24 protein-coding genes are annotated in these 24,956 nt (G+C 49.6%); 15 read left to right on the top strand and 9 right to left on the bottom strand.

Annotated elements, in window-relative coordinates; all coding sequences use genetic code 11:
* The first annotated feature begins 128 nt into the window (after positions 1 to 128).
* The 3 genes from ACEVG1_RS13460 (at position 129) to ACEVG1_RS13450 (ending at position 2,593) form a co-directional block, all read left to right on the top strand.
* Positions 129 to 536, top strand: a complete 408-nt coding sequence (locus ACEVG1_RS13460) for a hypothetical protein (protein WP_374744257.1) — start codon at positions 129 to 131, stop codon at positions 534 to 536.
* 113 nt (positions 537 to 649) lie between these two features.
* Positions 650 to 1,324, top strand: a complete 675-nt coding sequence (locus tag ACEVG1_RS13455) for a response regulator transcription factor (RefSeq protein ID WP_374744256.1) — start codon at positions 650 to 652, stop codon at positions 1,322 to 1,324.
* The gene (locus ACEVG1_RS13450) at positions 1,325 to 2,593 is read left to right on the top strand and encodes a sensor histidine kinase (protein ID WP_374744254.1); all 1,269 of its coding nucleotides are present in this window, start codon (positions 1,325 to 1,327) and stop codon (positions 2,591 to 2,593) included.
* On the opposite strand, the gene ACEVG1_RS13445 is transcribed toward ACEVG1_RS13450, so the two are convergent.
* A complete protein-coding gene (locus ACEVG1_RS13445; protein ID WP_374744253.1) occupies positions 2,586 to 2,858 on the bottom strand; it encodes a hypothetical protein in 273 nt (90 codons plus the stop codon). The two genes, ACEVG1_RS13450 and ACEVG1_RS13445, sit on opposite strands and share 8 nt — an antisense overlap.
* A gap of 453 nt (positions 2,859 to 3,311) precedes the next feature.
* Here ACEVG1_RS13445 and ACEVG1_RS13440 point away from each other — a divergent pair, with 453 nt between their 5' ends.
* Both ACEVG1_RS13440 and ACEVG1_RS13435 read left to right on the top strand, forming a co-directional pair.
* A complete protein-coding gene (locus tag ACEVG1_RS13440) occupies positions 3,312 to 6,515 on the top strand; it encodes a SusC/RagA family TonB-linked outer membrane protein (protein WP_374744251.1) in 3,204 nt (1,067 codons plus the stop codon).
* 28 nt (positions 6,516 to 6,543) lie between these two features.
* On the top strand, positions 6,544 to 8,151 hold the full coding sequence (locus ACEVG1_RS13435) for a RagB/SusD family nutrient uptake outer membrane protein (RefSeq protein WP_374744250.1): 1,608 nt from the start codon (positions 6,544 to 6,546) through the stop codon (positions 8,149 to 8,151).
* A gap of 154 nt (positions 8,152 to 8,305) precedes the next feature.
* On the opposite strand, the gene ACEVG1_RS13430 is transcribed toward ACEVG1_RS13435, so the two are convergent.
* The 7 genes from ACEVG1_RS13430 to rpsF all read right to left on the bottom strand — a co-directional run bounded on the left by ACEVG1_RS13430 (position 8,306) and on the right by rpsF (position 12,772).
* Positions 8,306 to 8,641, bottom strand: a complete 336-nt coding sequence (locus tag ACEVG1_RS13430; protein WP_374744249.1) for a hypothetical protein — start codon at positions 8,639 to 8,641, stop codon at positions 8,306 to 8,308.
* A gap of 69 nt (positions 8,642 to 8,710) precedes the next feature.
* Positions 8,711 to 10,108, bottom strand: coding sequence for an NAD(P)(+) transhydrogenase (Re/Si-specific) subunit beta (locus tag ACEVG1_RS13425; RefSeq protein ID WP_374744247.1), 1,398 nt, complete (start codon positions 10,106 to 10,108; stop codon positions 8,711 to 8,713).
* 1 nt (position 10,109) lies between these two features.
* Positions 10,110 to 10,397 (bottom strand): NAD(P) transhydrogenase subunit alpha, encoded by a 288-nt coding sequence (locus ACEVG1_RS13420; protein WP_374744245.1) that lies wholly within the window; start codon positions 10,395 to 10,397, stop codon positions 10,110 to 10,112.
* Positions 10,394 to 11,527, bottom strand: a complete 1,134-nt coding sequence (locus ACEVG1_RS13415) for a Re/Si-specific NAD(P)(+) transhydrogenase subunit alpha (RefSeq protein ID WP_374744244.1) — start codon at positions 11,525 to 11,527, stop codon at positions 10,394 to 10,396. Before ACEVG1_RS13415 ends, ACEVG1_RS13420 begins: the two co-directional genes overlap by 4 nt.
* Positions 11,528 to 11,680: 153 nt before the next feature.
* Positions 11,681 to 12,124 carry a 50S ribosomal protein L9 gene (gene rplI, locus ACEVG1_RS13410; RefSeq protein ID WP_374744242.1) on the bottom strand — a complete coding sequence of 148 codons (444 nt, stop codon included), beginning with the start codon at positions 12,122 to 12,124 and terminating at the stop codon, positions 11,681 to 11,683.
* Between the two features lie 13 nt (positions 12,125 to 12,137).
* Positions 12,138 to 12,401 (bottom strand): 30S ribosomal protein S18, encoded by a 264-nt coding sequence (gene rpsR / locus ACEVG1_RS13405; protein ID WP_262246340.1) that lies wholly within the window; start codon positions 12,399 to 12,401, stop codon positions 12,138 to 12,140.
* Positions 12,401 to 12,772, bottom strand: coding sequence for a 30S ribosomal protein S6 (rpsF, locus tag ACEVG1_RS13400; RefSeq protein WP_374744240.1), 372 nt, complete (start codon positions 12,770 to 12,772; stop codon positions 12,401 to 12,403). The genes rpsR and rpsF overlap by 1 nt, the downstream gene beginning before the upstream one ends.
* Positions 12,773 to 12,920: 148 nt before the next feature.
* Here rpsF and rplU point away from each other — a divergent pair, with 148 nt between their 5' ends.
* Both rplU and rpmA read left to right on the top strand, forming a co-directional pair.
* A complete protein-coding gene (gene rplU, locus ACEVG1_RS13395; protein WP_262246337.1) occupies positions 12,921 to 13,232 on the top strand; it encodes a 50S ribosomal protein L21 in 312 nt (103 codons plus the stop codon).
* A 49-nt stretch (positions 13,233 to 13,281) separates the two neighbouring features.
* The gene (gene rpmA, locus ACEVG1_RS13390) at positions 13,282 to 13,965 is read left to right on the top strand and encodes a 50S ribosomal protein L27 (protein WP_374744238.1); all 684 of its coding nucleotides are present in this window, start codon (positions 13,282 to 13,284) and stop codon (positions 13,963 to 13,965) included.
* Between the two features lie 55 nt (positions 13,966 to 14,020).
* Here rpmA and ACEVG1_RS13385 read toward each other — a convergent pair whose 3' ends face one another.
* Positions 14,021 to 15,805: an ABC transporter ATP-binding protein gene (locus ACEVG1_RS13385; RefSeq protein ID WP_374744236.1), complete on the bottom strand. Its 1,785-nt coding sequence runs from the start codon at positions 15,803 to 15,805 to the stop codon at positions 14,021 to 14,023.
* 111 nt (positions 15,806 to 15,916) lie between these two features.
* On the opposite strand from ACEVG1_RS13385, the gene ACEVG1_RS13380 reads away from it, so the two are divergent.
* The 8 genes from ACEVG1_RS13380 (at position 15,917) to ACEVG1_RS13345 (ending at position 24,884) form a co-directional block, all read left to right on the top strand.
* Entirely contained in the window at positions 15,917 to 16,996 is a 1,080-nt protein-coding gene (locus ACEVG1_RS13380; RefSeq protein WP_374744235.1) for a Glu/Leu/Phe/Val dehydrogenase, read from the top strand.
* Positions 16,997 to 17,045: 49 nt separating this feature from the next.
* A complete protein-coding gene (gene nusB / locus ACEVG1_RS13375) occupies positions 17,046 to 17,993 on the top strand; it encodes a transcription antitermination factor NusB (RefSeq protein WP_374744234.1) in 948 nt (315 codons plus the stop codon).
* 67 nt (positions 17,994 to 18,060) lie between these two features.
* Positions 18,061 to 18,528, top strand: coding sequence for a DUF1573 domain-containing protein (locus ACEVG1_RS13370; protein ID WP_374744233.1), 468 nt, complete (start codon positions 18,061 to 18,063; stop codon positions 18,526 to 18,528).
* A gap of 106 nt (positions 18,529 to 18,634) precedes the next feature.
* The gene (yajC, locus tag ACEVG1_RS13365; RefSeq protein WP_374744347.1) at positions 18,635 to 18,961 is read left to right on the top strand and encodes a preprotein translocase subunit YajC; all 327 of its coding nucleotides are present in this window, start codon (positions 18,635 to 18,637) and stop codon (positions 18,959 to 18,961) included.
* Positions 18,962 to 19,189: 228 nt separating this feature from the next.
* A complete protein-coding gene (locus tag ACEVG1_RS13360; RefSeq protein ID WP_374744232.1) occupies positions 19,190 to 20,035 on the top strand; it encodes a fumarylacetoacetate hydrolase family protein in 846 nt (281 codons plus the stop codon).
* A gap of 140 nt (positions 20,036 to 20,175) precedes the next feature.
* A complete protein-coding gene (locus ACEVG1_RS13355) occupies positions 20,176 to 20,838 on the top strand; it encodes a DUF1080 domain-containing protein (protein ID WP_374744231.1) in 663 nt (220 codons plus the stop codon).
* 37 nt (positions 20,839 to 20,875) lie between these two features.
* Complete coding sequence (locus ACEVG1_RS13350; RefSeq protein WP_374744230.1) at positions 20,876 to 23,665, top strand: PVC-type heme-binding CxxCH protein; 2,790 nt, start codon at positions 20,876 to 20,878, stop codon at positions 23,663 to 23,665.
* On the top strand, positions 23,652 to 24,884 hold the full coding sequence (locus ACEVG1_RS13345; protein WP_374744229.1) for an FG-GAP repeat domain-containing protein: 1,233 nt from the start codon (positions 23,652 to 23,654) through the stop codon (positions 24,882 to 24,884). The genes ACEVG1_RS13350 and ACEVG1_RS13345 overlap by 14 nt, the downstream gene beginning before the upstream one ends.
* The last annotated feature ends 72 nt before the right edge of the window (positions 24,885 to 24,956 follow it).

Raw genomic sequence — 24,956 nt, 5'->3', positions numbered from 1 at the left:
GAGTCATGAGTCATGAGTCTTGAGTCTTGAGTCATAAGTGTAGTACACCGACTAGCGACCTATGACTTACTTACGACTAAAAATTGGTATAACCTTTGCTTTTAATTGCATACGAAAAAATAAGATAGATGAACAAATTAGCACAGATAGCATTGTTTGCCGGTGCGTTGACGTTTGCAGCTTGCAACAACCAAACGGGTGGGGATAACGCCCACAACCATGACCATGCGGAACACGACCACAGCCACGACGGACATGAACACACCGTCGGTGAGCAGATAGATACGGCGTTAGATAGCATCGAAAAGGCTGGTGACCATATCGGCGCGAAAGCGGAAGAGCTAGGGGAAGAGACCAAGTCGACGTTCCAGGAGGCCAAAGAAGGCGTTAAAGCCGGTGTTAGGAATGCGAAGGAAGAAGTGAAGGAAGCATCGAAAGCAGTGGCCCAGGATGTGAAGAAAGCCGCCAAGAAAGTAGGCGAAGAGGTGAGCGAAGCTGCCAAAGACGTGAAGGCCGACCTGAAAAAGAAGGACTGACGGTAACTCTGGTTACCAGAAGCCCATGGGATAATGTCTTATGGGCTTTTTTTGTGGTTCAGCTTTTTTACAGATTTTCACGGTATCTTTGTTTTTTCACAAATCACCTGGAAATGAAGTTGCTTATTGTAGAAGACGAAAAGGGATTACGCGACAACATGGCCCAATTCCTGAATAAGGAACAATACATCGTGGAGCTGGCCCCCGATTTCCAAACAGCCACGGAGAAGGTATCGCTTTATGACTATGACTGCATCCTGCTCGATGTCGGATTGCCCGATGGAAATGGGCTTAATCTCCTGCGGATATTGAAATCCAAGCAGAAACGGGATAACGTCATCATTATTTCAGCCAAGGATTCGTTGGATGACAAGCTTGAGGGCTTGGAACTTGGCGCGGATGACTACCTGACGAAGCCGTTCCACTTAGCCGAACTCAATGCGCGGATCAAGGCCGTGATACGCCGCAAGGCGTTGGGTGGGGGCAACGTTGTCCGGCTGAATAACATGGAGCTCGATTTCGACGCGCGGACGCTGGGTGTTGCCGGTACGGAAGTTCACCTCAACCGCAAAGAGTTCGATATCCTTGCCTTCTTTGTGGTTAATAAAAATCGGCTCATCTATAAATCGGCATTGGCCGAACATGTGTGGGGCGACCATATGGACAATGCGGATAATTTCGACTTTATTTACTCCCAGATAAAAAACCTCCGGAAGAAGCTAAAAAGCCATGGTGCCAACCTGGAGATCCAGGCCATATACGGAGTGGGCTATAAGCTGACCGTTTAGATGAAACTGCTCAACCATACGTTGCTGTACCTTTCTGCCTCCCTGGTCTTCATTCTCAGTATCTGGGCGGTGGTCTTTTATTTCAGCATGATGGATGAAGTGTATGACAGCATTGATGATGGGCTTGAAAACTACAAGATGCTTATTATCAAAAAGGCAAGCCGGGATTCGACGCTGCTTCACAAAAACCGCTTTGATGAGAGCAACTACGCCATACGACCCATCCCCCGAGAATTGGCGTTGCAGGCTACCGAGGATTTCCGAGATACCGCCATGTATATGGAGTACGAGGAAGACTATGAAGTGGTACGCATGCTCACTACCTACTTCTCTACCGCAGACGAGCAGTACTACGAATTGAAGATCATCACGTCCATGGTGGAGGGCGAAGACCTCGTGGGCGATCTTCTGCATGCCTTGTTGTGGTTGTATGTGGCGGTGATTGCCAGCGCCTTTATCATCAACAATCGGGTGCTCCGCAAAATCTGGCGGCCGTTTTACCAGCTGCAGCACGAACTGCGGGGATTTAAGCTGGGCGAGGACAAGTCGTTTAATCCGCCGCAGACAAAGGTAACGGAGTTTAAGGACATGAACGATACCGTTGCCGAGCTGCTTAAGGCCAACATCGCTGTTTTCCAACAGCAGAAGCAATTCATCGAAAATGCTTCCCATGAGTTGCAGACGCCGTTGGCGATAGCAATCAACAAACTCGAACTGCTGCTGGAGCAATCGCGGAGCGATGATGCCCGGCAATTGGCAAATGCCATCCATTACCTGGAGCGGATGGCCCGCCTTAATAAGTCACTGTTGTTACTTTCAAAAATTGAAAATCGGCAATTTGCCGCGGGCGAGCGGATTGATTTCAACGCCCGGTTGCGGCAACAGGTTGATGACTTTTCTGAACTGCTCCATTACAGGAACGTCCAAGTGGAGGTTGTAGAGGAAGCCACGCTAACACGGTCTTTCAATGCCGATTTGGCCGATGTGTTGATAACCAATCTGTTGAAAAATGCCATCGTCCATAACCACGAAGGGGGGCGTATCCGAATGGTGGTGAAAGACGATAGTTTCGAAATAGCGAATACCGGGTCGGCGCAGCCATTGGATACGGAGAAGATGTTTGCGCGTTTTTACCGATCGTCCGAGAACTCCACTTCTACGGGGCTGGGCTTGGCGGTGGCAAAGGCAATCGCCCAACTGCACCGTGCCGAATTGACCTATCGGCATGAGGGCGGATGGCATCGCTTTGTGTTTCGGCTGCCTAGTTGATGTAGTCGTTGTCGTTTTGGTCTAGGGGATTTTTTACCTCAAAGGAAGGGTCATTGGTTTCGGATCCCTCATCGTGATATTTCTTTTTTGGCCGACCTACCAAAAAACCCACTACGGCACCTATAAAGAACATGGTGCCCAACACGGCGAGTTTGGGGACCGACCGCGTGCCAAATATCCAGAAATCGACCTCGTCCATGTTTTTCATTAGGACAACCGTAACCAGTACGGTCAAAACGATGATGGAAATGGTTTTTGCACTCATGGCTTTCTTTAAAAAATTTATAACCAAAGTAACAAAATCTTTATCGAATACCGCCTGATAATATTAACATTTTTTAACTTTTTTGTAGCTGATAATTTGGTTATATGGCTAAACATTGTACTTTTGCAGGAGCGATAGAATTAGACACACATAAAGCACTTTTTTAAGCACACATTGTTGGTACTCCTTCCCCTTGATTTACATATGGGTCATTTATCTGATAAATCATATTTGATTTAAGTAAGGGTGTTAGTGGTATATCATACCAACAGTGCGGTTAAAATTGTCATTGCATCTTAGGTTAACGTGAAGACGATGTTCGGAAAGAAACTAGCGGCCATTGTATCATCAACAGCAGTTGTAACTGCACTGTTTCAGTTAAGGTTTTATTCACTTGTTATTAAACCAGGCGAGTAAGTCGTTTTGGTTTTATTATACCAGGTCCGGTAGCAAATGGGGCCTGGTATAATCACTATTCTCAATTTTTATTTTTTTAACCAAATTCACAAACGCATGAAACAAAAATTACTATGTTTCTTTATGTTGGGGATACTGCTGATCGGATCGGCGTATGCCCAAGACAGAAGGATCAGCGGTAGGGTGACGTCTTCCGAAGATGGAACTCCTATTGTTGGGGTTTCTGTACTGGCTGTGGGAGCCAGCGTGGCCACTCAAACCGATAATCTAGGTACGTTTTCGGTCAATGTGCCCGGGACCGTAACGGCATTAGAATTTCGTTTTCTTGGTTATGTTTCTCAGACAATAGCCATTACTTCTAGTGACCACATGAATGTTGAGCTGGCAGTAGATGCCACGTCTCTGGAGGAAGTTGTGGTGACCGGTGTTGGTGTCGCAACCGAACGTAAGCGGGTGGCGATAGCGGTCGAATCATTGGACGCCTCGGATTTGCCACAAGCACCCCAAGGTTCGCTAGACCAGGCACTCGTAGGCAAGATAGCAGGAGCACAAATATCGGCTACTTCCGGTCAGCCGGGACAGCAAGCCTCTATTTTGCTGCGCGGGATTAATACATTACAGGGAACGCAACCCATGATTTTGGTGGACGGTGTGCAGATCAATGCTGCTGGTTCCAATATTGGGTCTGACCAGAATGTTTCTTCGCGCCTTTCGGATTTGGATTTAGCTAACGTTGAACGTGTGGAAGTGATCCAAGGTGCGGCAGCGGGAACGATTTATGGAGCTCAGGGCGCCAATGGGGTTATCCAAATTTTCACCAAACGGGGTAAAAGGGGGCAACGTCCATCAATTACTATTAGCTCAAGGGCTTCATTTGACAATGCGCTCCGTGGCAATCTGGATTTCGCCAAAAACCACCGGTACAATGTAGACCCTCAGGGTTACATTTTAGATGCAAATGGGAATCGTATCACAAGAAACGATAACGGTGGCTGGTCGATACCGGGTAATCCCACCGTCAATGGGGAATTATTGAACGATAAGCCTTACATGGAGCAAACGTACGATCATTTTGATCAACTGTTTATATCTAATGCATTGACACACAACACGAACGTCAGTATAGCTGGAGGTGGGGATGCAATCGATTATGCCGTCACATTGTCCCATTTAAACCAAGAAAGTATCGTCTTTGGGAAAAACAAACGATACAATGTTTCTACCAATCTTGGCGCCGAACTATTCAAAAACTTCACCGTGCGAAGCATTACCCAACTGGTACATGCCAATAACACGACCGGCGGGATCACTGGTGCGAACAATATTTACAGTGGGATCGGGGCTGCCTCGTTGGCAAAGCCATTTTGGGACTTGACCTTCCAGAATGCGGATGGACACTATGTTGCCGATCCTGAAAATGGCAACTCCGTGAATCCGTTTTATACCCAGCAGTTTAATCCAATGACCGGCGTTACCAACCGGATTGTGCAGAATTTCAACATCAATTATAAGTTTGACCGTTTTGTAGAATTGGATTATAAATACGGTATCGACAACACTAGGTTTGATTATACGGATTTTGTTAGGTATCAAGAGAATGTACTGACTCCGGGAGCCAAAATTCCGTCGACAAGCGGCGTACTTACTCATCGGAACGACAATGATACCTACCAAAACTCGCTCCTGAGCGCTTTTATCAGAACTGATTTTCAAGAGGATTTTGGCTCTAACCTACCGATCGAGACCAGTACACACCTTGCTTTTGATTGGAGAAGAACCAATGAAAGCAGGATAACTGCCGAGGCGTCAGGGTTTGCGGCATTCCCGCCATATACCTTGCGCTCGGGTGATGAGCAGTATGTTGATGAACTGCTTGGTGAGTTCATTACGTATGGCTATTTAGTCAATCAACGTATTGACTACGGTTCGTTGTTCGGTGTGTCTGGAGGCGTGCGTGTCGATTATGCATCCACATTCGGTGGTGCCGACTTCAAGCCATTCGTATTCCCCCGGGCAGATGCATACTTTAATGTCGGTGATTTGATCAACTCTTCGTTACTGTACGAATTGAAACTGCGGGGTGCCTACGGCGCGGCGGGCACACAACCAGATTTTTATGCTCGGCAGATTACATTGGGACAAGGTAACATCGGAACGTCGGGATACTTATCCCTTGAATCTACGGCTAGGAACCCGAACTTGCAAGTTCAATCGTCCCATGAAACGGAGTTTGGAATCGATTTGGGCGCGATGTTAAGTAATGGTGACTGGTTTAAGCGTCTGACAGTCAATGCGACCTATTGGTATAGAGCCAGCGAAAATGTAATCAGAACGATAGACCTACCCCCGTCTTCTGGTGCAACTGGTGTTTATGATAATGCACTTACGTTAAAGAGCGATGGTTTACAGTTTGCGCTCGACGTAGATGTGCTGACGAAACCGAATATAAACTGGACGTTTGGAACGCGTTTTGGTACCAGTAAAACAGTCGTAGATCGGATTTCCAACGGTAAAGACATCATCTTAGGATCTGGCGGTTCGGGACAATTTGTGCTACGTCAAGGAGCTGAGGTATCTACGTTCTTTGGTTACAAGCCATTGAGTAGGCTAGACGAATTAGATGCAAATGGCAACCGGTATATTTCTGAATCACAAGCCGGAGATTTCGAGGTTGTTAACGGCATGGTTGTCAATAAAACCACCAAGGCTGTCCGATTTACTACGGAAAATGTCGAAATCGGAAATCCTACGCCATTGTTCACTGCTACATTTCTCAATAATCTGACGATATACAAAAACTTGAATGTTGCGTTCCAGTTGGATTGGTATTATGGAAATGATATTTATAACCAAACCAGGCAATGGCTGTATCGGGATTATTTACATGCCGACTTAGATAATCCCATTACCGTGAATGGCCAAACAGGTGCATACGTCAACTATTACAACAGTCTGTATAACACGAATCAAAACAATGCCTATTTCGTAGAAGATGGTAGTTTCTTGAGGCTGCGTGATTTGACGATATCTTACAATTTCACCAATTTATTGGCGAATACGAATTTCATTAAGAACCTTCAATTATCGGTAACCGGAAGAAATTTGTTTACTATCACCGATTATACCGGTATTGATCCGGAGGCATCTGCATCGTTTAACAGCGCCACAAGAAGGGGATTGGATTTACATTCATTCCCGAACGTGAGGAGTTTTCAGTTTGGTGTAATGCTTGGGCTGTAACATGTATAATTTGACAACAGAAGACGTTATGAAAAAATTGAAATATTTGCTGCTTGCTTTTGCCGTGATTGCTGGAGTAAGCGCATGTAACAAAGATAGTTTGGACTTGGTAAACCCTAATAGTCCGGGCTTAGCATCCTTGCAAACAGAGGAAGGTATACGACGTGCAGCATTGGGTATTTATGATAAATTTGGATTGGAATATTGGTGGCTTACCTTGCAAAACCACGATTTAATGGGCGATGCTTATTTTGCGTCTGTCGGTAATTATGGTTGGCGATGGGTAAATCAACCAACTTCCATGACATTGAGTGATGGTACGGTACTTACACCGCCTCAAGGTGGCTCGCAAGTCGATGAATTGCTTAATCGGAATGGGAGGAGTTTTGGAGAAGACAACGCCCTTCAATATGAATGGCAGTCTATGTATTTGGTGAATAATCAAGCCAACCTGATTCTAACTGCATTAGATGATCCTGATTTGAGTTTCGGTACGAATGGAGAGTTAAAAGCTGACATCCTGCGTGCGTGGGCCTATTGGTGGAAGGGATTTGCCTATTCAAGGATTGGTTCCATTTACATCGCGGGTATTATCGCAAATACACTCAATGAAACGAATAGCGATTTTGTGACTCATAATGATATAATCATTGAGGCGAACCGGAATTTTGATCAAGCAATCGATATTCTTAACGGTTTGCAGACGGGTGATGTTTACGGTGATTTTTTTGGATCGATTATCCCTTCCTTCACTAATACGGGCAAAGGCGGTGTGATTTCTCCGCAAGAATGGATTAGGAACATCAACACTTATAAAGCGCGTAACCTTTTGGTAAACAAAGAGGTTAGCGAAATGACCGCGGCAGATTGGCAGCAGCTGTTGACGCTCACCCAAGATGGTATGCAGGCTAATGATAAGACGTTTACGATGCGTTCATCCTTACAGAATGATTTGGTGTCCGAAACCGCGTGGCAACCGTTTCGTTCAACTGTTGATTTGTGGTCACACGCCAGTGAACGTCTGATTCAAGATTACAAACCCGGAGACGATAGGTTCGAACGTAATTTTACGACGGAATATTCCACATACCCTATTATCAATGCACAAGCGAGAGGGTTTAATTACAGCACCCGATTTGGTTTTATTCGTATAGAAGATGGAGGCGACTATTCGACGCAGGTAGCCGGATTGGCTGAAATAACCATTGCGGGCGCGTATGAAGAAAACCAATTGATGCGTGCTGAAGCATTGATCATGACCGGCGAGATTGACGCTGGTCTTGCATTGATCGATGAGGTGCGAGTATATCAAAATGCGCAATTGCCGGCAGTTGCTGGTACGGGGCTAAACGAAGCGCAAGCTTTAGAAGAATTACGTAGAGAGAGACGGGTAGGCTTGTTAAACAAAAATGTCGCTTTCTATGATGCGAGAAGGTGGGGCATACTCAAACCCGTTTCGCAAGGCGGAGGCCGGACCGGTGCGGTGGTTTTGTATATTCCCGCTGGTACAAATTCTTATGTGGTAGACGAGAATGCAACAATCGATTACAACTACTTGAGTTGGTGGCCGGTACCGGATAACGAGATCGACCTGAATGCGCCATCGGCTACTTCAGCTCCAGTGACGGTCAGATAGGAATGATAGTCACATTTGGTCGAAGCGGATGAGCTGACGATGTACGTGAATAATAACAGAACGGGTGCCCATGATATATGGGTGCCCGTTTTTCGTATACGCCGGCATGGACGATAATTTTAGGGTGTCCGAACACGCTTAGTAGTAGGAGGTGTTAGCCAATAGGGCGGGTGCCCATTGCGAAATGGAACCCCGAAATGTTCGTCGAAGATAGGTCAGAGGAAGGAGGGCGTAGTTCTATCAATTGTTCAATAAAATTAGAAGAGACGTCGATAAGTTTCCCTTTTTTTAGTAGTTGTGAGGTGCTTTTTTTCCTGTTGTCACTGGCCGTTAATAAACCGCTCCATATCCAGGTACCGTGGTCGACGCCGCCACGGACCAACCCATTGTTGGCGCGATTGTACGTGTAGCGGACACCGAAATCTACGTCCGAACCAATGAGCAGGACGGTTTGCTGGCTACTACCGAAATCAGAGAGGCGTGTAGTCACATCAAGCGTTGGTAGGTCCGGAGGGCTCGTAACCGAAAAATGAAGGTTTTAGCGCTTTCCCAGGCTTCCTTACCCCATCTCCTTCAGCTGGCCCACTACCTCCGTGATTGTCGCTTTTGCATCGCCGAATAACATCAGGCAGTTGGGGTAGCCGAACAATTCATTTTCAATGCCTGCGTAGCCGGCGCTCATCCCGCGCTTGCACACGATAATCGTCTGCGCATTCTCTACATGGAGTACGGGCATCCCGAAAATAGGGCTGTTGGCGTTCGTCTTGGCTGCTGGGTTGACTACGTCGTTGGCGCCGATGATCAGCGCGATGTCCGTGGCGGCAAACTCGTCGTTGATACGCTCCATTTCCGCCAATTTGTCATAAGGGATGTTGGCTTCGGCGAGCAACACGTTCATATGGCCCGGCATACGGCCCGCAACCGGGTGGATCGCGAATTTGACCGAAATCTCCCGCGCTTCGAGCAGCTCGGAAAGTTCGCGCACGGCATGCTGCGCTTGGGCTACGGCCATGCCATAACCCGGTACGATAATAACGGAAGAGACCGAATCAAAGAGCATGGCGCTTTCTTCCACGCCGATTTCCTTCACCACGATGTCACTGGCCTCCGTTTCGGCCGTGCCTGTAGTTTGCCCGAAGCCGCCTAACACTACGTTGATGAGCGATCGGTTCATGGCTTTGCACATGATCTGCGTAAGGATGAGCCCTGCGGTGCCGACTAGCGCCCCGGTGATGATGAGCATGTGGTTATTCAACACAAATCCGGTGGCCGCTGCGGCGATGCCTGTGTATGAATTGAGCAGGGCGATGACGACGGGCATATCGGCCCCGCCGATGGGGATGACGGCCAATATACCCAATACCAAGGCGATAGCAAGCAGGCCGATTGTCCAGCCGTGGGTTTGCAGTTGGAGCACCAATAGGACCGAGCAGGCAATGGCCGCGCACAGCAGCGCGGCATTCAGCACGTGCTGCCCACCGAAGGTAACAGACTTGCCGCTAACGACACCCCTGAGCTTACCGAAGGCGATCATCGAACCGGAAAAGGTAATCGCCCCGATGACGATGCTAAGCGCCATACTGATGCCAATAGCCGAATGGATGGCTTCAAAGTTGCCCTCTTGGGTCATGCGCCAGTATTCCGAAGTGGATACCAGTGCGGAGGCCAGACCGCCGAATCCGTTGAGCAACGCAATCATTTCGGGCATGGCCGTCATGGCTACCTTGCGCGCTGCATAGACGCCGAGTGTGGAGGCAATGAGGATGGTCACCGCAATTTCGGTGTAGCTAAGTACCTGCTGGTCCAGCAGCGTCGCGGCGATGGCAATAAGCATGGCGGCGGCGGAGAGCGAATTGCCCGTACGGGCCGTGCTGGGCTTGCCCAGCAATTTAATACCAACAATGAAGAGCACAGCGGCGATGAGGTAGGATATGCGTATCAGCAAGGAGGCTTCCATGTCATTTCTTCCGTTTAAACATCCGTAACATCCGATCGGTAACCACGTAGCCGCTCACCACGTTGAGGGTTGCCAAGAACAGGGCCGCTATACCGAGCAGCTTGCTGGTAGACCAGCCCAGTGTGCCTGCAGCTAAAAGGGCACCTACGATGGTAATACCGGCGACGGCATTGGTGGCCGAAAGCAAGGGTGTGTGCAGGGTAGGGGGTACTTTGGATATGAGCTCGAAGCCCACAAAACCCGCCAATACAAAAATATACAGTAAGATGAGTAACGTGTCCGTTGTCATGCGGTTGTGTTTAGTAGTTCTTTCGTGAATGCATGCACCAACTCGCCTTGATGGGTAATTAGTGATCCTTTGGTGATTTCTTCATCCAGGTCCCATTTGAACCCGTCGCTGTCGACGAGGTGGAATAATAAGGTGCTGATATTGCGGGCATACAATTCGCTTGCGTTGACGGGCAGCAACGCAGGGAGGTTTGTTTCGCCTAGGATACTCACTCCGTGTTTAATGACGGTCCTTCCGGGTTCGCTGAGTTCGCAGTTGCCCCCCGATTCAACGGCCATGTCGACGATGACTGACCCGCGTTTCATGGTTTTTACCATCTCCTGCGTAAGGAGTATGGGGGCTTTTTTGCCGATGACCAATGCGGTGGTGATGACCAGGTCAGCGTCGGCAACGTGCTTGGTCACCAGTTCTTTTTGTTTTTTCAGGTATTCGGCGGATACTTCCCGTGCGTAGCCGCCGGTGGTCTCTACACCGTTGCCTGCGACCTGCAGGAATCGCCCGCCGAGTGATTCCACCTGTTCTTTGGTTTCGGCCCGTACGTCGGTAACTTCTACCACAGCCCCCAGCCGTTTGGCGGTGGCAATGGCCTGTAGTCCGGCTACGCCCGCGCCGAATATGAGTACTTTGGCGGGCCGGATGGTGCCCGCGGCGGTCATCATCAATGGGAAGATTTTCCCCAGCGCGTTGGCTCCTAGGAGCACAGCCTTATAGCCGGCCAGGTTAGCTTGTGAACTCAGCGCATCCATCTTTTGCGCACGCGATATGCGGGGTATCGCGTCCATGGCGAATGCCGACATCCGCTTGTTGATATAGATGTCGAGCAGTTCAGGGACCGTGTGCGCGTAAAGGAACGAAAGGGTAGCACTCCCTTCGCGGAGCATTTCGAGTTCCGCTGCCGTGGGCGCATTTACTTTAAGTAATACATCGGTGCGCCCCAGGATCGTTTCCTTGCCCGGCAATACCTCTACGCCGGCCGCCTCGTAATCGGTATCCTCAAATCCCGATGCCGTTCCTGCCCCAGCTTCCACCGTACAGGTGAAACCGGCTTTTACCAGTGTCTTGGCCGTATCGGGGGTAAGGGCTACCCGGCGTTCGGATGTCTTGGTTTCTTTGACGACAGCTAAAATCAAAACCGTAGGTGTATAAGGTCGCAATGGCACAATGCCGGGACGATTTAAATATGCTGTTTTTTCCCGTAATATTCAAGTAAATCTACAAATTGGACAAAAAAAAAGAGGATGCCGACTAAGACATCCTCTCTTTATTGCAATGGTAACCGGATGTTATTCCGCTACAACCTCAAAAGGCACCTGTACTTTTACTTCCTTGTGCAGGTTGAGGTTTGCTACATATTCGCCCAGTACTTTGGGGTCTTCCTCGAACGTAATGCGGCGGCGGTCCACGTCAATGCCCTGCTTTTTGAGGGCATCGGCCACTTGGATGCTGTTGACCGATCCGAAAATCTTGCCACTTTCGCCAGCTTTGGCGCCGATGGTCAGTTTCAAGCCTTCAAGCTTAGCCGCTAATTCGGTAGCGTCTTTCTTGATTTTGTCTTGCTTGAACTGGGCTTGGCGGATATTTTCTGCCAATACCTTCTTTGCCGATGAGGTTGCCAATTCAGCAAACCCTTGCGGGATGAGGTAATTGCGTCCGTAACCGGGTTTTACGGTTACGACATCGTCCTTTTCGCCCAGTTTCTTGATATCTTGCTTTAAAATTACTTCCATGACGTTTACCTCCCTATTTTAATGAATCAGCAACATAAGGCAACAGGCCGATATGGCGTGCGCGTTTGACCGCCTGGGCAACCTTGCGTTGGAATTTCAACGACGTACCGGTAAGCCGGCGGGGTAATACTTTGCCTTGATCATTGACAAACTTCAACAGGAAGTTCGCATCTTTATAATCGATGTATTTGATGCCGTTTTTCTTGAAACGGCAATATTTTTTGCGTGTGTCCTCCACCTTGGGAGCGGTCACGTATTGGATCTGTTCTTTTGCCATTAGTTTGCTACCTCCTCAGTTTTGGGCGCTTCGGCCTTTTTGTTGAAAGCACCGCTACGCTTCTTCTCGTTGTAAGCAAGGGCGTGCTTATCCAATCGGATGGTTAGGAAACGCATTACCCGCTCATCGCGCTTGTATTCAATTTCCAGTTTACTGATTAATTCACCGGGAGCCTTGAATTCGATGAGGTGATAGAATCCGGTTGTTTTTTTCTCAATCGGATACGCTAATTTTTTCAAACCCCAATTGTCTTCGTGGACAATTTCGGCTCCGCCTTCGGTGAGGATGTTACGGAATTTGGCAATGGCCTCCTTCGATACTTCCTCAGAAAGCAACGGGGTAAGAATGATAACGGTTTCGTACTGTTGCATACTTTCCTTTAAAAATCTAAAATTTATTAACACTGTTCCGTTTCAAAACGGGTTGCAAATTTATGTATAAAGTTTTTGATATCAAAACAAAAGTCCTATCTTTGCGCTTCGAATTTTAAGAGATAGTTTATTTATTAATTCATTAACAATGTACGCAATAGTAAATATAGCCGGACAGCAATTCAAAGTTGCAAAAGACCAGCAGCTCTTTGTACATCGTCTGCAAGGAGATGAGGGCGCTAGTATTGAATTTGACAATGTATTGTTAGCAGAAGATGGCGGTAAGTTTACCGTGGGCACGCCTACGGTAAAGGGTGCCAAGGTTTCGGCTAAGATTTTGTCGCATTTAAAAGGTGATAAGGTAATCGTTTTCAAGAAAAAACGCCGCAAGGGTTACAAGAAGAAAAACGGGCACCGCCAGCAATTCACCAAAATCGAAATCACTGGCATCGCATTATAAACTGAATTGTTTAACTGGGCAGCGGCCCACTATAAATAAGAGATAAGACATGGCACATAAAAAAGGTGCAGGTAGTTCGAAGAACGGCCGTGAGTCACATAGCAAACGTTTAGGGGTGAAAATATTCGGGGGCCAGCGTGCCATCGCCGGAAATATCATCGTTCGCCAACGGGGTACACAACATCACCCTGACGTGAACGTGGGAATGGGCAAAGACCATACACTGTTCGCGCTGATCGATGGTAAGGTGGTATTCCGTAAGAAAGCCAACAACAAATCGTTCGTTTCGGTATTGCCGTTTGAAGAGGAGACGGTGGCTGTTGCCGAACCAAAGGCTAAAGTAGCTGTAAAGGAAGAGAAGCCGGTAGCCAAAAAGGCTGCAAAAGCTGAGGCCGAAGCGACTCCTGCCGCCGCTGACGACAGCAAGGAGGTGGAAAAGAAGGAAAAGGCAGCACCTAAAAAGACGGCTAAAGTGAAAGCGGATGACCTGACCGTTATTGAAGGTATAGGCCCTAAGATTGCCGAGGTACTGACTGCCGCAGGGATTGCTGATTTTGCCAGTGTGGCTGCCAAATCTGCTGAGGAGTTGAAAGCGACGTTGGCAGATGCCGGCGACCAATTCAATACAGCTGTAACCGATACGTGGCCCGAACAAGCCAAGCTGGCCGCCGAAGGCAAGTTTGAGGAGTTGAAGAAGTGGCAAGACGAGCTTGACGGCGGTAAGGAAGCCTGAGCTTTAATCCATAAAAATTAAAGAAACCACCGTCGGATTCCGGCCGGTGGTTTTTTTATGCCTCCTCTTCCAGCAGTTGCTTCTCGTACAGTTCGTGGTAGCTGCCCTGCATCGCCAGCAACTCCTCGTGGCTGCCCTGTTCGATCACGCGGCCTTCATCCAATACCAGGATATGGTCGGCATTTTTGATGGTTGAAACCCGGTGGGCGATGAAGATGGTACTTTTGCCGTCCATGGCTACACTGAGGTTACGCAGGATTTCTTCCTCGGTCTTGGTATCCACAGCCGATAGGCAATCGTCAAAAATAAGCATCTGCGGTTTTTTGATCAAGGCCCGGGCAATGGAAACCCGTTGTTTCTGGCCACCGGAGAGTGTGATGCCCCGTTCGCCAATAGTGGTTTCAAAGCCGTTTTCGAATGCAGCAATATTTTGGTATACCGCGGCTTGTTTCGCCGCATTTTCCACCTCGCCCATGTCCGCCGTGTCAACTCCAAAGGCGATGTTGTTGGCGATAGAGTCAGAAAACAGGAATACATCTTGCGGTACAAAGCCGATCTGGCTACGATACGCCTGCAATGGCAACATCCGGATATCATGACCATCAACGCGGATCGTTCCAGCCTGTACATCGTACATCCGCAGGAGGAGGTTGGCCAAGGTAGATTTTCCCGAGCCTGTTTTGCCTACGATGGCGAGCACTTCGCCTGGTTTTACTTCGAACGATACATCATGGAGGCCCTGTATGCCGGTGTCGGGATAAGTGAAGCTGACGTGTTCAAATTGGATGTGGCCGGCAGCTTGGAACGATGCCCCGGTTGCGGCCGACGTGATTTCGGGCTGTGTGCGAAGGAATTCATTGATGCGCTTCTGTGAGGCGGCGGCCCGTTGGATGAGTGACGTGACCCACGCCAGCGCCATCGCTGGGAATGTCAGTTGGTTTACGTAGATGATAAACTCGGCAATATTCCCCGATGTGATAGTGCCCTTGGCCACTTCCAGTCCGCCCACGTATACCGTAATGACGGTGCTCAGCCCAATCAAAAGGAGGATGAGGGGGAAGAAGATGGCTTCCGTTTTCACCAGTGCCAGCGAGGCATGTCGGTAGGTATTGCTCTCCTCGGTAAATCGGTCCATTTTATCGGTTTCCCGGTTGTAGGTCTTTATTACGCGGATGCCCGAGAAGGTCTCCTGTACAAACGACGAAAGCGTAGATAGTTGCTGCTGGATGCGTTCACTGCGCCGGTTGATGATTTTGTTGACTACCAGCAGGATGGCCGACAGTACCGGGATGGGCATCAGCGCATACAGTGCCAGCGTGGGGTTGACGCTGATCATCGCCGCAATTACCATGATGGAAAGCACCACCGTATTGATGGAATACATCACAGCTGGGCCGAGGTACGAGCGCACGCGATTTACGTCCTCCGTTACCCGGTTCATCAGGTCGCCCGTATTGTTGCGGCGGTAAAACGCCATATCCAGTTGCTGGTAATGGCTGTATATCTCGTTTTTGAGGTCGTACTCGATGTGCCTGGAAGTAAGGATGATGGTTTGCCGCATCAAAAAAAGGAAAATACCGCGGATGAGCGCTAGGAGCAACACAAGGGCCCCGAACAACAGCAGGCAGTAGCCGAAAATCTCATAGACCAGCTGCTGGCGGTCAAATCCATCGAAAAGCCGGTACATGCTGATGTTCTCTTTGACCAGATCAAAGGCGATACGGATCACCTGTGCAGGCAACACACCGAAATAATTGGATAAGATGACGAAGATAATGCCGGGAATCATCCGCCAACGGTATTTGTAAAAGTACTTATTGAGGTGCGCGAGGTGTTTCATATCGAAAGTTGACAAAAATACGAAATGTTTCGCGCGGTTGATTATATGCATAATTTTTTTGCTAAGTTTGCCCCGATATTGCAGATTACGTAACGGCTTATCGTTGTTTTTATGTCCGTACCTACCAAAGACAATTCATCCTTTAAATTGATGGCACAGTTCGGCCACCAGAAACTTGTTTTCTGTAATGACGAGGCTGTGGGATTGCAGGCGGTCATTGCGGTCCACGATACCACGCTGGGGCCTGCAATAGGAGGGGTACGGATGTTGCCCTACCAACATACGGACGAAGCCATCGATGATGTGTTGCGCCTATCCAGGGGGATGACCTATAAGGCTGCGGTAGCCGGTGTGAACCTTGGCGGTGGGAACGCCGCGATTATCGGCGACCACCGCACCCAAAAGAATGAGGCGTTGCTCCGGCGGTTCGGGCAATTTGTGGAAGAGTTGGGCGGCACATTCATCGCATCCCTTGATATTGGGACAACCCCACGCGATATGGAATTTATACGGATGGAAACCGAGCACGTCGCCGGTTTGCCCAAATCCCTCGGGGGAAGCGGCGATTCGGCGCCGTTTACGGCGAAGGGCGTCTATTATGGCATAAAGGCATCATTGAAAGAACGCTTCGGCAACGATAGCCTGGCGGGCCGTACCGTGGCTGTACAAGGAGCGGGCAATGTAGGCGAACAGTTGATTGCCTTGCTGCGCGAAGAGAATGCAAAAGTGTATGTGAGTGACATTGTGGAAGAACGCATGGTAGAAGTGGCAAATAAGTATAAAGCGGTGCCCGTGGCCAATAACAATATCTACGAACTGGATGTGGATGTGTATGCGCCGTGTGCATTCGGCGGAACGGTCAATAAAGAAACGATTGCCAAAATGCGGTGCCGTATTATTGCTGGGTCTGCAAACAATCAATTGCGGAATGAAGCGGAAGATGCGCAGTTGTTGATGGATAAAGACATCCTCTATGCGCCCGACTACTTGATCAATGCCGGAGGACTGATCAGCTGTTATTCCGAAATTGCAGGTTACGGCGTATCGCGCACAGCAGCGCTTACCGAGACTATCTACGAAACCACCCGTTCCGTGTTGCGTAAATCGATAAGCGGCAACGTGGCTCCCAATCAAGCCGCAAATCAGCTGGCCGAAGCACGGATAGCCGATATACGTAAAATTAAGCGATAAAATAAAACAAGATATCGGTATTTTTTATCGAGTCGTTCTTTATATCAATATGTTAAATAGAAGGCACCTGCGGGTAAAAGTATTACAGACGCTGTACGCGTACCAACTATCGGAGGATAAGCGGGTCACTACGTTTGAGAAAGCACTGCTCAAGAGCGTGGATCAGGTGTATGAAATGTATATATGGGCTCTGAACCTCTTGGATGAGGTGTCTGACTACGTACGGGTCGATGCGGACGAACGGGCCAACAAATTCCTTCCATCGGCGGCCGACCTGTCGCCCAATACGCGATTGTATACGAATACGTTTATCGAACTCCTCCGGCACAACGATCGGTACAGGGATGATGTGAAACGATATAAAGTGTCGTGGAATTTCGATCCTGAGATTGTCCGTTCGGTGTTTCTCCAGTTGAAAGATACCGAGGCGTATGCGGCCTATCTGGAGCAAGAAGACCGATCCTTGGCGGCAGAAAAGGATATTATCAAATATATCTTCCGGAAGATTATCCTGAAGGCACCATCGATTGAGCAGGCGTTTGAGGAAAAGTTTATCAACTGGCAGGTAGATAAAGAGGTGTTGCAGGCAATGGTGGCAAAAACGCTCAAGAACTTTGATAGTGAAGTGCCGGGCCAAAGCAGCCTGGCAGATTTGACGCCCAACTGGGACGAGGATCGTCCGTTCATTATCGACTTGCTAACCCATTCCATCCGGTATGCCGAGGAATACCAACAATTGATTGCTTCGAAGACAAAAAATTGGGAATCCGACCGGATTGCACTGCTGGATAACCTGTTGATGCGCATGGCGATTTGTGAATTGCTCAATTTCCCGACCATTCCCGTAAAGGTGACCATCAACGAATATATTGAAATATCGAAAGTATTCAGTACAGCCAGGAGCAACACATTTATCAACGGCGTGCTGGACAAGATATTGAATGAACTGCAAACGGCGGGGCGGATACGGAAGTCGGGGCGGGGACTTGTGCAATAGGAAACAAGTTGTGCTGTTCACTGTTAACTAAAACGTACGCATTCATCAACTATAAAAATTGTGCATCATGAAATGGATACCTTTATTTCTTGTAAGTGTGACACTGCTGGCAGCATGCAATAGCAGCCAAAACCAAGACGAAACGGAAGCGGCCGATATACCGATGGAACAGGTGGGTAAACAACCTGTTGGCCAAACGATCATTCCCGGTGCTGATTCGAGCGGCGCGGTGCTCGAAGTGACAGATGACGCTTACGATTTCGGTATAGTGAAAGAGGGTGAGAAAGTGGAACACGAATTTCGGTTTACCAATACCGGTAGCTCGCCGTTGATCGTCTCGAATGTGCAGGCTTCATGCGGGTGTACAACCCCCGAATATTCGAAAAACCCGATTGCTCCCGGAGAGGAAGGTCTTGTAAAGGTAGTGTTCAACAGCACCGGGCAACTGGGCAAGCAACATAAAGTAATAACCGTTACATCCAACGCAGCTACTACCCATACCTCGTTGCATCTGAGGGGCGAGGTGGAGAAGTGAACGGTTGGTAGTGGATAACTGACAGTTGATAATTGATGGATAATCGATAGTGGGCTGTAAGCAAAGAGCAAAAAGCAAATAACAAAGAGCAAATAACAAACAAATGATTACATCAACAATTTTATTGCAAGCTGGCGGTGCCGGCGGAGCGGGCGGGATCATGGGGTTCTTGCCGATGATCCTTATCATCGTGGTTTTTTATTTCTTTATGATCAGGCCACAGATGAAAAAAGCAAAAGACCACAAGAAGTATATCGAAGAACTGAAGGAAAATGACCGCGTGGTCACATCGGCAGGTATCCACGGCCGCATCGTTGAGATATCCGAAACTTCCTTCCTGCTGGATGTGGGTGGCGGTGTGAAGATCCGTTTCGACAAGTCGGCCATTGCCCTGGATGCTTCCAAGGCTCAGAATGCCGCACCTAAGGCTTAAACAAAACAACAAAACGAGGGGTGTCTTAAAAGGTCGTTTTCCGTCCCATACGAAGACACCCCTGCCTATTTGAAATCTGCCCCGACCTGTTCCGTTTATTCCTACGTGCTCGTGCTGCACCCGTATGCCGATGCCGGCTTGCCCGCAATTTTTCGGCTTGGGTATAGGCGTTCTCGAAAAACTGTATAACTTTACTGCCTACGGGAGTATAAACCTATTGGTATTGTTATGAAGTTATATAAACTTTTACGGGGTGTATTATTAGATGTAGATGAAACTTATTACCTGCTGGCCGATGATTGGGACAGCGTAATCAACCGCGATGACCTTTACAGGCATCTCCGCGAAGCGGTACCCGCCATGCAGCGGATTAGCGAATCCGAGGCACAATCTTGGATAACGCAAGAATTGCTCCCACCCATTGGTAGCCAAGAGGTGTGGGCTGCCGGCGTGACGTATTTCAGGAGTATGGAGGCACGCATGGAGGAGTCAAGTAGCTCCGGCGGCGCCGACCTATACGACCGCGTTTACCGTGCCGAACGGCCTGAATTATTCTTCAAGGCGCTACCCCACCGGGTATCGGGTCATGGGCAACCGGTGAGTATCCGGAAAGACTCAGCATGGGATGTCCCTGAACCCGAATTGACGCTCTTTATCAATACGTATGGCAGCATCCAGGGCTATACCGTGGGTAACGACATGAGCTCCCGTAGCATTGAGGGGGAAAATGCGCTGTACCTGCCCCAAGCAAAGGTATATGATCGCAGTGCCGCATTGGGCCCGTGCTTGTATGTTCCGCAGTTTCCTCTCGACGCAGAAACACGGATTGAGATGGATATTGTGCGTGACGGACAGGTGGTGTTCCACGATGCTGTGAAAATCAACCGTATCAAACGCCCTTTGGAAGAGTTGGCAGGTTATTTATACCGGGAATGTAGCTTTGCAAACGGTTGTTTCTTGATGACAGGCACCTGTCTAGTGCCTCCGAGCGCGTTTACCTTGCAACCGGAAGATCGCGTAGACATCCGCATCGATCCCATCGGCACGCTGAGCAATACCGTAGGGTATAACTGAATTAAACCATGTAGTGTCTTATCGACAACTATTTGAGGATAAAAAACAGGTAGGATAAGATAGCAGATGCGTAGTTTCCGCTGGTTTTAGGGGGTACATTTGCTCTAGTTGGTTTTATTATATCCTAACGTATACCAAAGATGAACTATATATATGCTTCCAAGGCACTTACGGTCGCGTTGCTTTGTCTTTCGATGGCATGTGCACAGCCGGGCGAAAAGGACGGTCAGCTCCATCAGCCTGTGGTGCTGTTCGATGGGGAAACATTAACCGGGTGGCAAGCCGTCGATCCGGCGGATGCTCATTACTGGTCGGTTATCGATAGCTTACTGACGGGTGGCGACGGAATGAGCAATGTGCCCAAAAACACGTATTTGCAGACCATCAAGGAATACGGCGATTTTGAGTTCAGGTGCCTGTTCCGCCTGTCGGGCGACCAAACAACAGGCTTTATCAACAGTGGTATCCAGTACCGATCGCACGTCGTAAACGATGACATGGTAGGCTATCAAGCCGATATCGGCGACGGACATTGGGGCGATATTTACGATGAGCACCGCCGGGCGCTGTTGGTGGCCGGCGATCTGCGTACCCTGCAGCATTTTATCAATAAAGGTGGCTGGAATAGCTACATCGTGCGGGTTCGGGGCAACCACCATGAGCTTTACATCAATGGGGTGAAAACCTGCGATTATATCGAAACCGACCCCGATATCCCGTCGAAAGGCGTGATTGCGATACAGCTCCATAGCGGTGGCGCGGCAAAGATTCAACTCCGTGATGTGACGATTACCGAGTTTTGATGAAGAACAAATTATACAACAATATAACGATTTAACCATGCGATTTCGCTTATCTATTCCTCTTTTCTGCTCCTGTTTGATAGGGGCTTTTATTGTCCTTTCATGTGCGGGAGATTCCGATTCGGATACCGGTCAGATTGACCGTGAATACGTGTTGAACGCCAAGATGATTGGCTATACAGGTGTTGGCGGCGACATCGATGGCCAAAGGAACCCGGTGCTCCGTGCGAAGAAAGGCGAGCGTGTGAAAATCTCGTTGGTCAACGGTGAGCTGATGGCACACGACATCTTTTTGGAAGCGTACGATGTAAAAAGCGAGACCATGCTCGAAGAGGGTGACACAACCAGTGTGGTGTTCATTGCCGAGGGTGATGATGAGTATTATTGTACACTCCCGGGCCACGAGCAGGTGATGCGCGGACACTTTAAAATCGTTGAAAATTTTGAAGCGCCGGTTAGCGACAACTGGGGCGTATCTCCCCGTAAAGATGGTCGTCCGCTCAATTTCGGCTTCGAGCGCGGTAACCTGGCCGATTGGAAAGCCAGTGGCAATGCGTTCGGTCCGCGGGCGGTAACGTTCGATCCGGCGCCGTGGTATCCGGATAGTGTGGTGCTGAAGCAATCGGGCGACTATTACGTCAGCAGCGGCGGTACATTGAATTACCAGGCTACGGGCACCCTGACTTCTGCCACGTTCGAAGTTACCCATCCGTGGGCCTCGTTTAAAGTAACGGGTGGTGCTTTGGCCGGCCTCCGCGTAGAGCTGGTGGATGCCGCTACCGATTCGGTGTTTTTCAAGATATCGGGCCATATCAACGAAGATAACGCAAGCGATCCCGCCCACGTGGCATTCCGACCCGTCGTGGTCGACCTCGGCAGCCAGCAGGGCAAGGACATCTTCATCCGGTTGGTGGATGAGGAAAGTGGAACGGTACCGGAAATAGCTTATATCGGCGATAACCATTGGGCGCATATCTCTTTCGATGATTTCCGCTTCCATGAGGAACGGCCCACCTACACCAATGAATTACGGCCGGATGATGTCGTTATCCTTCCACCGCGCGATTTCGTGCCCAACGCGGGCCTATCGGGCGAAGAGGCTGCTAAGGTGATGGAGGCTCCCGAAGGGTTTACCGTGACACTGGCGGCCGCCGAACCCGATATCGTCCGTCCGATTGCCTTTACCCAGGACGACCGCGGACGGTTGTGGGTGGTGGAAGCACATACCTATCCCGTGCGCGCCCCCGAAGGGGAAGGAAAAGACCGTATCCTGATTTTTGAAGATACCGACGGTAATGGTACGCTCGACAGCCGGAAGGTGTTTATCGAAGGGCTCAATATGGTGAGTGGTATCGAAATCGGATTTGGGGGCTTATGGGTCGGCGCGGCACCATACCTGTTGTTTATCCCGATAGACGCAGCAACGGATAAACCGGCAGGCGAACCCAAGATTTTGCTCGACGGGTGGGGCTATGAAGACACGCACGAAACGCTCAACACGTTTAAATGGGGTCCGGATGGCTGGCTTTATGGTAACCATGGAGTGTTTACGCACTCCAATGTAGGGAAGCCCGGCGCTTCAGAAAATGAACGTACGCCCATCAATGCGGGGGTATGGCGCTATCACCCCACGCGCCATGAGTTTGAAGTCTTTGCCCATGGAACGAGTAACCCTTGGGGCGTCGATTTCAACGACTATGGGCATGCCTTTTCCACGGTATGCGTCATCCCGCACCTGTTCCACATGATTCAGGGTGCGCGCTACCACCGCCAAGGCGGCCAACATTTCAACCCCTACACGTACGATGATATAAAGACAATCGCCGACCACGTACATTGGCTGGGCGACCAGGGCCCGCATGCCGGTAACTTCCGGTCAGCGGCCGCGGGTGGCGGACATGCCCATGCCGGCGCGATGTTCTATCTGGGCAATAAACATTGGGGCATCGACCGGAACGCGATTTTCATGAACAACATCAACGGTTTCCGCGTCAATATGGATATCACCAAACGCGCTGGATCGGGATACACGGCGAGCCACGGTAAGGATTTCATCAATACCAATGATTTCTGGTCGCAGTGGATTAATTTCAGGATTACGCCGAGTGGGTCGGTATTTGTGCACGACTGGTACGATAAGAACCAGTGCCATAGCCCAAACCCCGATGTGCACGACAAAACCCTGGGCCGTATATTCAAGATTACGCATGAAAAAGACAAATGGGTAACGGTCGATCTGTCGAAGCAGACGGATATGGAGCTGGTGGCCAACCAGCTGAACGAAAATGAGTTTTATGTGGTGCACAGCCGCCGCTTATTGCAAGAAAGGGGCGGCAACAGCGAAGTGCATGCCGGCTTGTGGAAAATCTTTAACGAGAACCCCGACGTGACCCGTAAGTTGCGTGCCCTGTGGGCGCTGCACGTCACCGATGGGATTTCGGATCAACAAGCGCTGGATTTACTGAATCACGACGATGAGTATGTGCGTAGCTGGGCAATCCAGCTGATTGCGGAAGGCAAGAATGTATCGGACGATGCGCGCGGCCGCTTTGAAGCGCTCGCCAAGCGCGATACCTCGGCGCTTGTGCGGCTGTATCTCGCTTCTGCGGTACAACGTATGGCACCGGAACAGCGGTGGGATATCGTAAAGAATCTCAGTGTGCATGAAGAAGATGCGGCCGACCAAAACATCCCGCTGATGGTGTGGTACGCACTGGAGCCGCTGGTAGGCATCGATGCGAACCGGGCGACCGAATTGGCAAAGAATGCTAAATTACCGGGACTGGTAGACTTCGTTTCCAGACGTATAGCAGATGACAAAAAATAATTGGATGATGATGAACCGTATTGGATTTTCGTTTTTGGCGGTTGGTTTTTCGGTAATGAGTGCCACGGCCTGTACCGGAGAAGCAGGTAAAAAAGAACAGGGGACACCCATCGACTTTAAGAAGCATACGCTAACCACCGAATTCATCTCGGAAGGGGTGGCGGTGGCCGATGTGAACAAAGATGGCCATATCGACATCATTGCAGGGGCGAAATGGTTTGAAGGGCCCGAGTGGGAAACCGTACACGACATCTACCCAGAAGACCAGGTGTTTGATGGTACCACGGGGTATAGCAATTCGATGTTGAATTTTACGATCGACGTCGATCAGGATGGATGGGTGGATTACATCCGCGTGGATTTTCCCGGCACGGAGGTGTGGTGGTACCGGAATCCCGGTACGCAGGGGGGGTATTGGGAGCAACAGCTGATCGTTAAAACGGCAAGCAACGAATCTCCGGCGTTCGTAGATATCGATGGCGACGGCCGTGAGGATATCTTGTGTGGTGATCCGACAACCGGCGAAATGGTGTGGTTCCGTTGCCCCACGGAAAAAGGCAACACCACATGGACGCGGTATGCCATCAGTGGCAGGAATATGCCGGGGACGGCCCAATTTTCGCACGGACTTGGTTTCGGCGATATCAACGGTGATGGCCGTGGTGACGTGGTCATCAAGCAGGGTTGGTGGGAAGCACCGGCAGATCCCACCCAGCCCGACTGGGTGTTCCACCCGGCTGAACTTGGATTGGATTGCGCACAGATGTATGTGATGGATGTGAACGGTGATGGTTATGCCGACGTCATCAGTTCGTCGGCCCACAAGTATGGCATGTGGTGGTTTGAACAGGGGCGCGACCCCGCAGGGAGGACCACCTGGAAACTCCGTGAAATCAACAGCGATTATTCACAAACCCATGCATTGTCGATGGTCGACTTCGATGGCGATGGTGACCTTGATTTAGTGAGTGGCATGCGTTACTTCGCCCATCAAGGCCACGATCCGGGCGAGTCTTTTCCGCCGACGCTTTTCTGGCTGGAGTTTATCGCCGGCGAATCGGGTGAGCGGCCCGAGTGGGTGATGCACATTATCGATGAAGATTCTGGTGTTGGTTTAAATAACGTGGTTGACGATGTGAATGGTGATGGCCTTTTAGATGTTGTCATAGCCAATAAGAAAGGCGTATTCTACTTTGAACGGGTACCTGCTGCGAATTAGTAACCTGCTTTGCTTCTTATGCCTGGGACATTTGCTGGCTTTCGGTGCCGGTCGGCCGGTGGGAGCTCATCC

It is taken from the genome of Parapedobacter sp. 2B3 (assembly GCF_041925275.1).
In the GTDB taxonomy this organism is placed as follows: Bacteria; Bacteroidota; Bacteroidia; order Sphingobacteriales; family Sphingobacteriaceae; genus Parapedobacter; species Parapedobacter pyrenivorans_A.
This window is presented reverse-complemented; position numbering and strand designations above follow the sequence as displayed.

What these genes read in the sequence shown, in the direction of transcription:
- ACEVG1_RS13460 (WP_374744257.1), top strand. Translation starts at nt 129, where the DNA reads ATGAACAAATTAGCACAGATAGCATTGTTTGCCGGTGCGTTGACGTTT.
- ACEVG1_RS13455 (WP_374744256.1), top strand. Translation starts at nt 650, where the DNA reads ATGAAGTTGCTTATTGTAGAAGACGAAAAGGGATTACGCGACAACATG.
- ACEVG1_RS13450 (WP_374744254.1), top strand. Translation starts at nt 1,325, where the DNA reads ATGAAACTGCTCAACCATACGTTGCTGTACCTTTCTGCCTCCCTGGTC.
- ACEVG1_RS13445 (WP_374744253.1), bottom strand. Translation starts at nt 2,858, where the DNA reads ATGAGTGCAAAAACCATTTCCATCATCGTTTTGACCGTACTGGTTACG.
- ACEVG1_RS13440 (WP_374744251.1), top strand. Translation starts at nt 3,312, where the DNA reads ATGGGGCCTGGTATAATCACTATTCTCAATTTTTATTTTTTTAACCAA.
- ACEVG1_RS13435 (WP_374744250.1), top strand. Translation starts at nt 6,544, where the DNA reads ATGAAAAAATTGAAATATTTGCTGCTTGCTTTTGCCGTGATTGCTGGA.
- ACEVG1_RS13425 (WP_374744247.1), bottom strand. Translation starts at nt 10,108, where the DNA reads ATGGAAGCCTCCTTGCTGATACGCATATCCTACCTCATCGCCGCTGTG.
- ACEVG1_RS13420 (WP_374744245.1), bottom strand. Translation starts at nt 10,397, where the DNA reads ATGACAACGGACACGTTACTCATCTTACTGTATATTTTTGTATTGGCG.
- rplI (WP_374744242.1), bottom strand. Translation starts at nt 12,124, where the DNA reads ATGGAAGTAATTTTAAAGCAAGATATCAAGAAACTGGGCGAAAAGGAC.
- rpsR (WP_262246340.1), bottom strand. Translation starts at nt 12,401, where the DNA reads ATGGCAAAAGAACAGATCCAATACGTGACCGCTCCCAAGGTGGAGGAC.
- rpsF (WP_374744240.1), bottom strand. Translation starts at nt 12,772, where the DNA reads ATGCAACAGTACGAAACCGTTATCATTCTTACCCCGTTGCTTTCTGAG.
- rplU (WP_262246337.1), top strand. Translation starts at nt 12,921, where the DNA reads ATGTACGCAATAGTAAATATAGCCGGACAGCAATTCAAAGTTGCAAAA.
- rpmA (WP_374744238.1), top strand. Translation starts at nt 13,282, where the DNA reads ATGGCACATAAAAAAGGTGCAGGTAGTTCGAAGAACGGCCGTGAGTCA.
- ACEVG1_RS13385 (WP_374744236.1), bottom strand. Translation starts at nt 15,805, where the DNA reads ATGAAACACCTCGCGCACCTCAATAAGTACTTTTACAAATACCGTTGG.
- ACEVG1_RS13380 (WP_374744235.1), top strand. Translation starts at nt 15,917, where the DNA reads ATGTCCGTACCTACCAAAGACAATTCATCCTTTAAATTGATGGCACAG.
- nusB (WP_374744234.1), top strand. Translation starts at nt 17,046, where the DNA reads ATGTTAAATAGAAGGCACCTGCGGGTAAAAGTATTACAGACGCTGTAC.
- ACEVG1_RS13370 (WP_374744233.1), top strand. Translation starts at nt 18,061, where the DNA reads ATGAAATGGATACCTTTATTTCTTGTAAGTGTGACACTGCTGGCAGCA.
- ACEVG1_RS13360 (WP_374744232.1), top strand. Translation starts at nt 19,190, where the DNA reads ATGAAGTTATATAAACTTTTACGGGGTGTATTATTAGATGTAGATGAA.
- ACEVG1_RS13355 (WP_374744231.1), top strand. Translation starts at nt 20,176, where the DNA reads ATGAACTATATATATGCTTCCAAGGCACTTACGGTCGCGTTGCTTTGT.
- ACEVG1_RS13350 (WP_374744230.1), top strand. Translation starts at nt 20,876, where the DNA reads ATGCGATTTCGCTTATCTATTCCTCTTTTCTGCTCCTGTTTGATAGGG.
- ACEVG1_RS13345 (WP_374744229.1), top strand. Translation starts at nt 23,652, where the DNA reads ATGACAAAAAATAATTGGATGATGATGAACCGTATTGGATTTTCGTTT.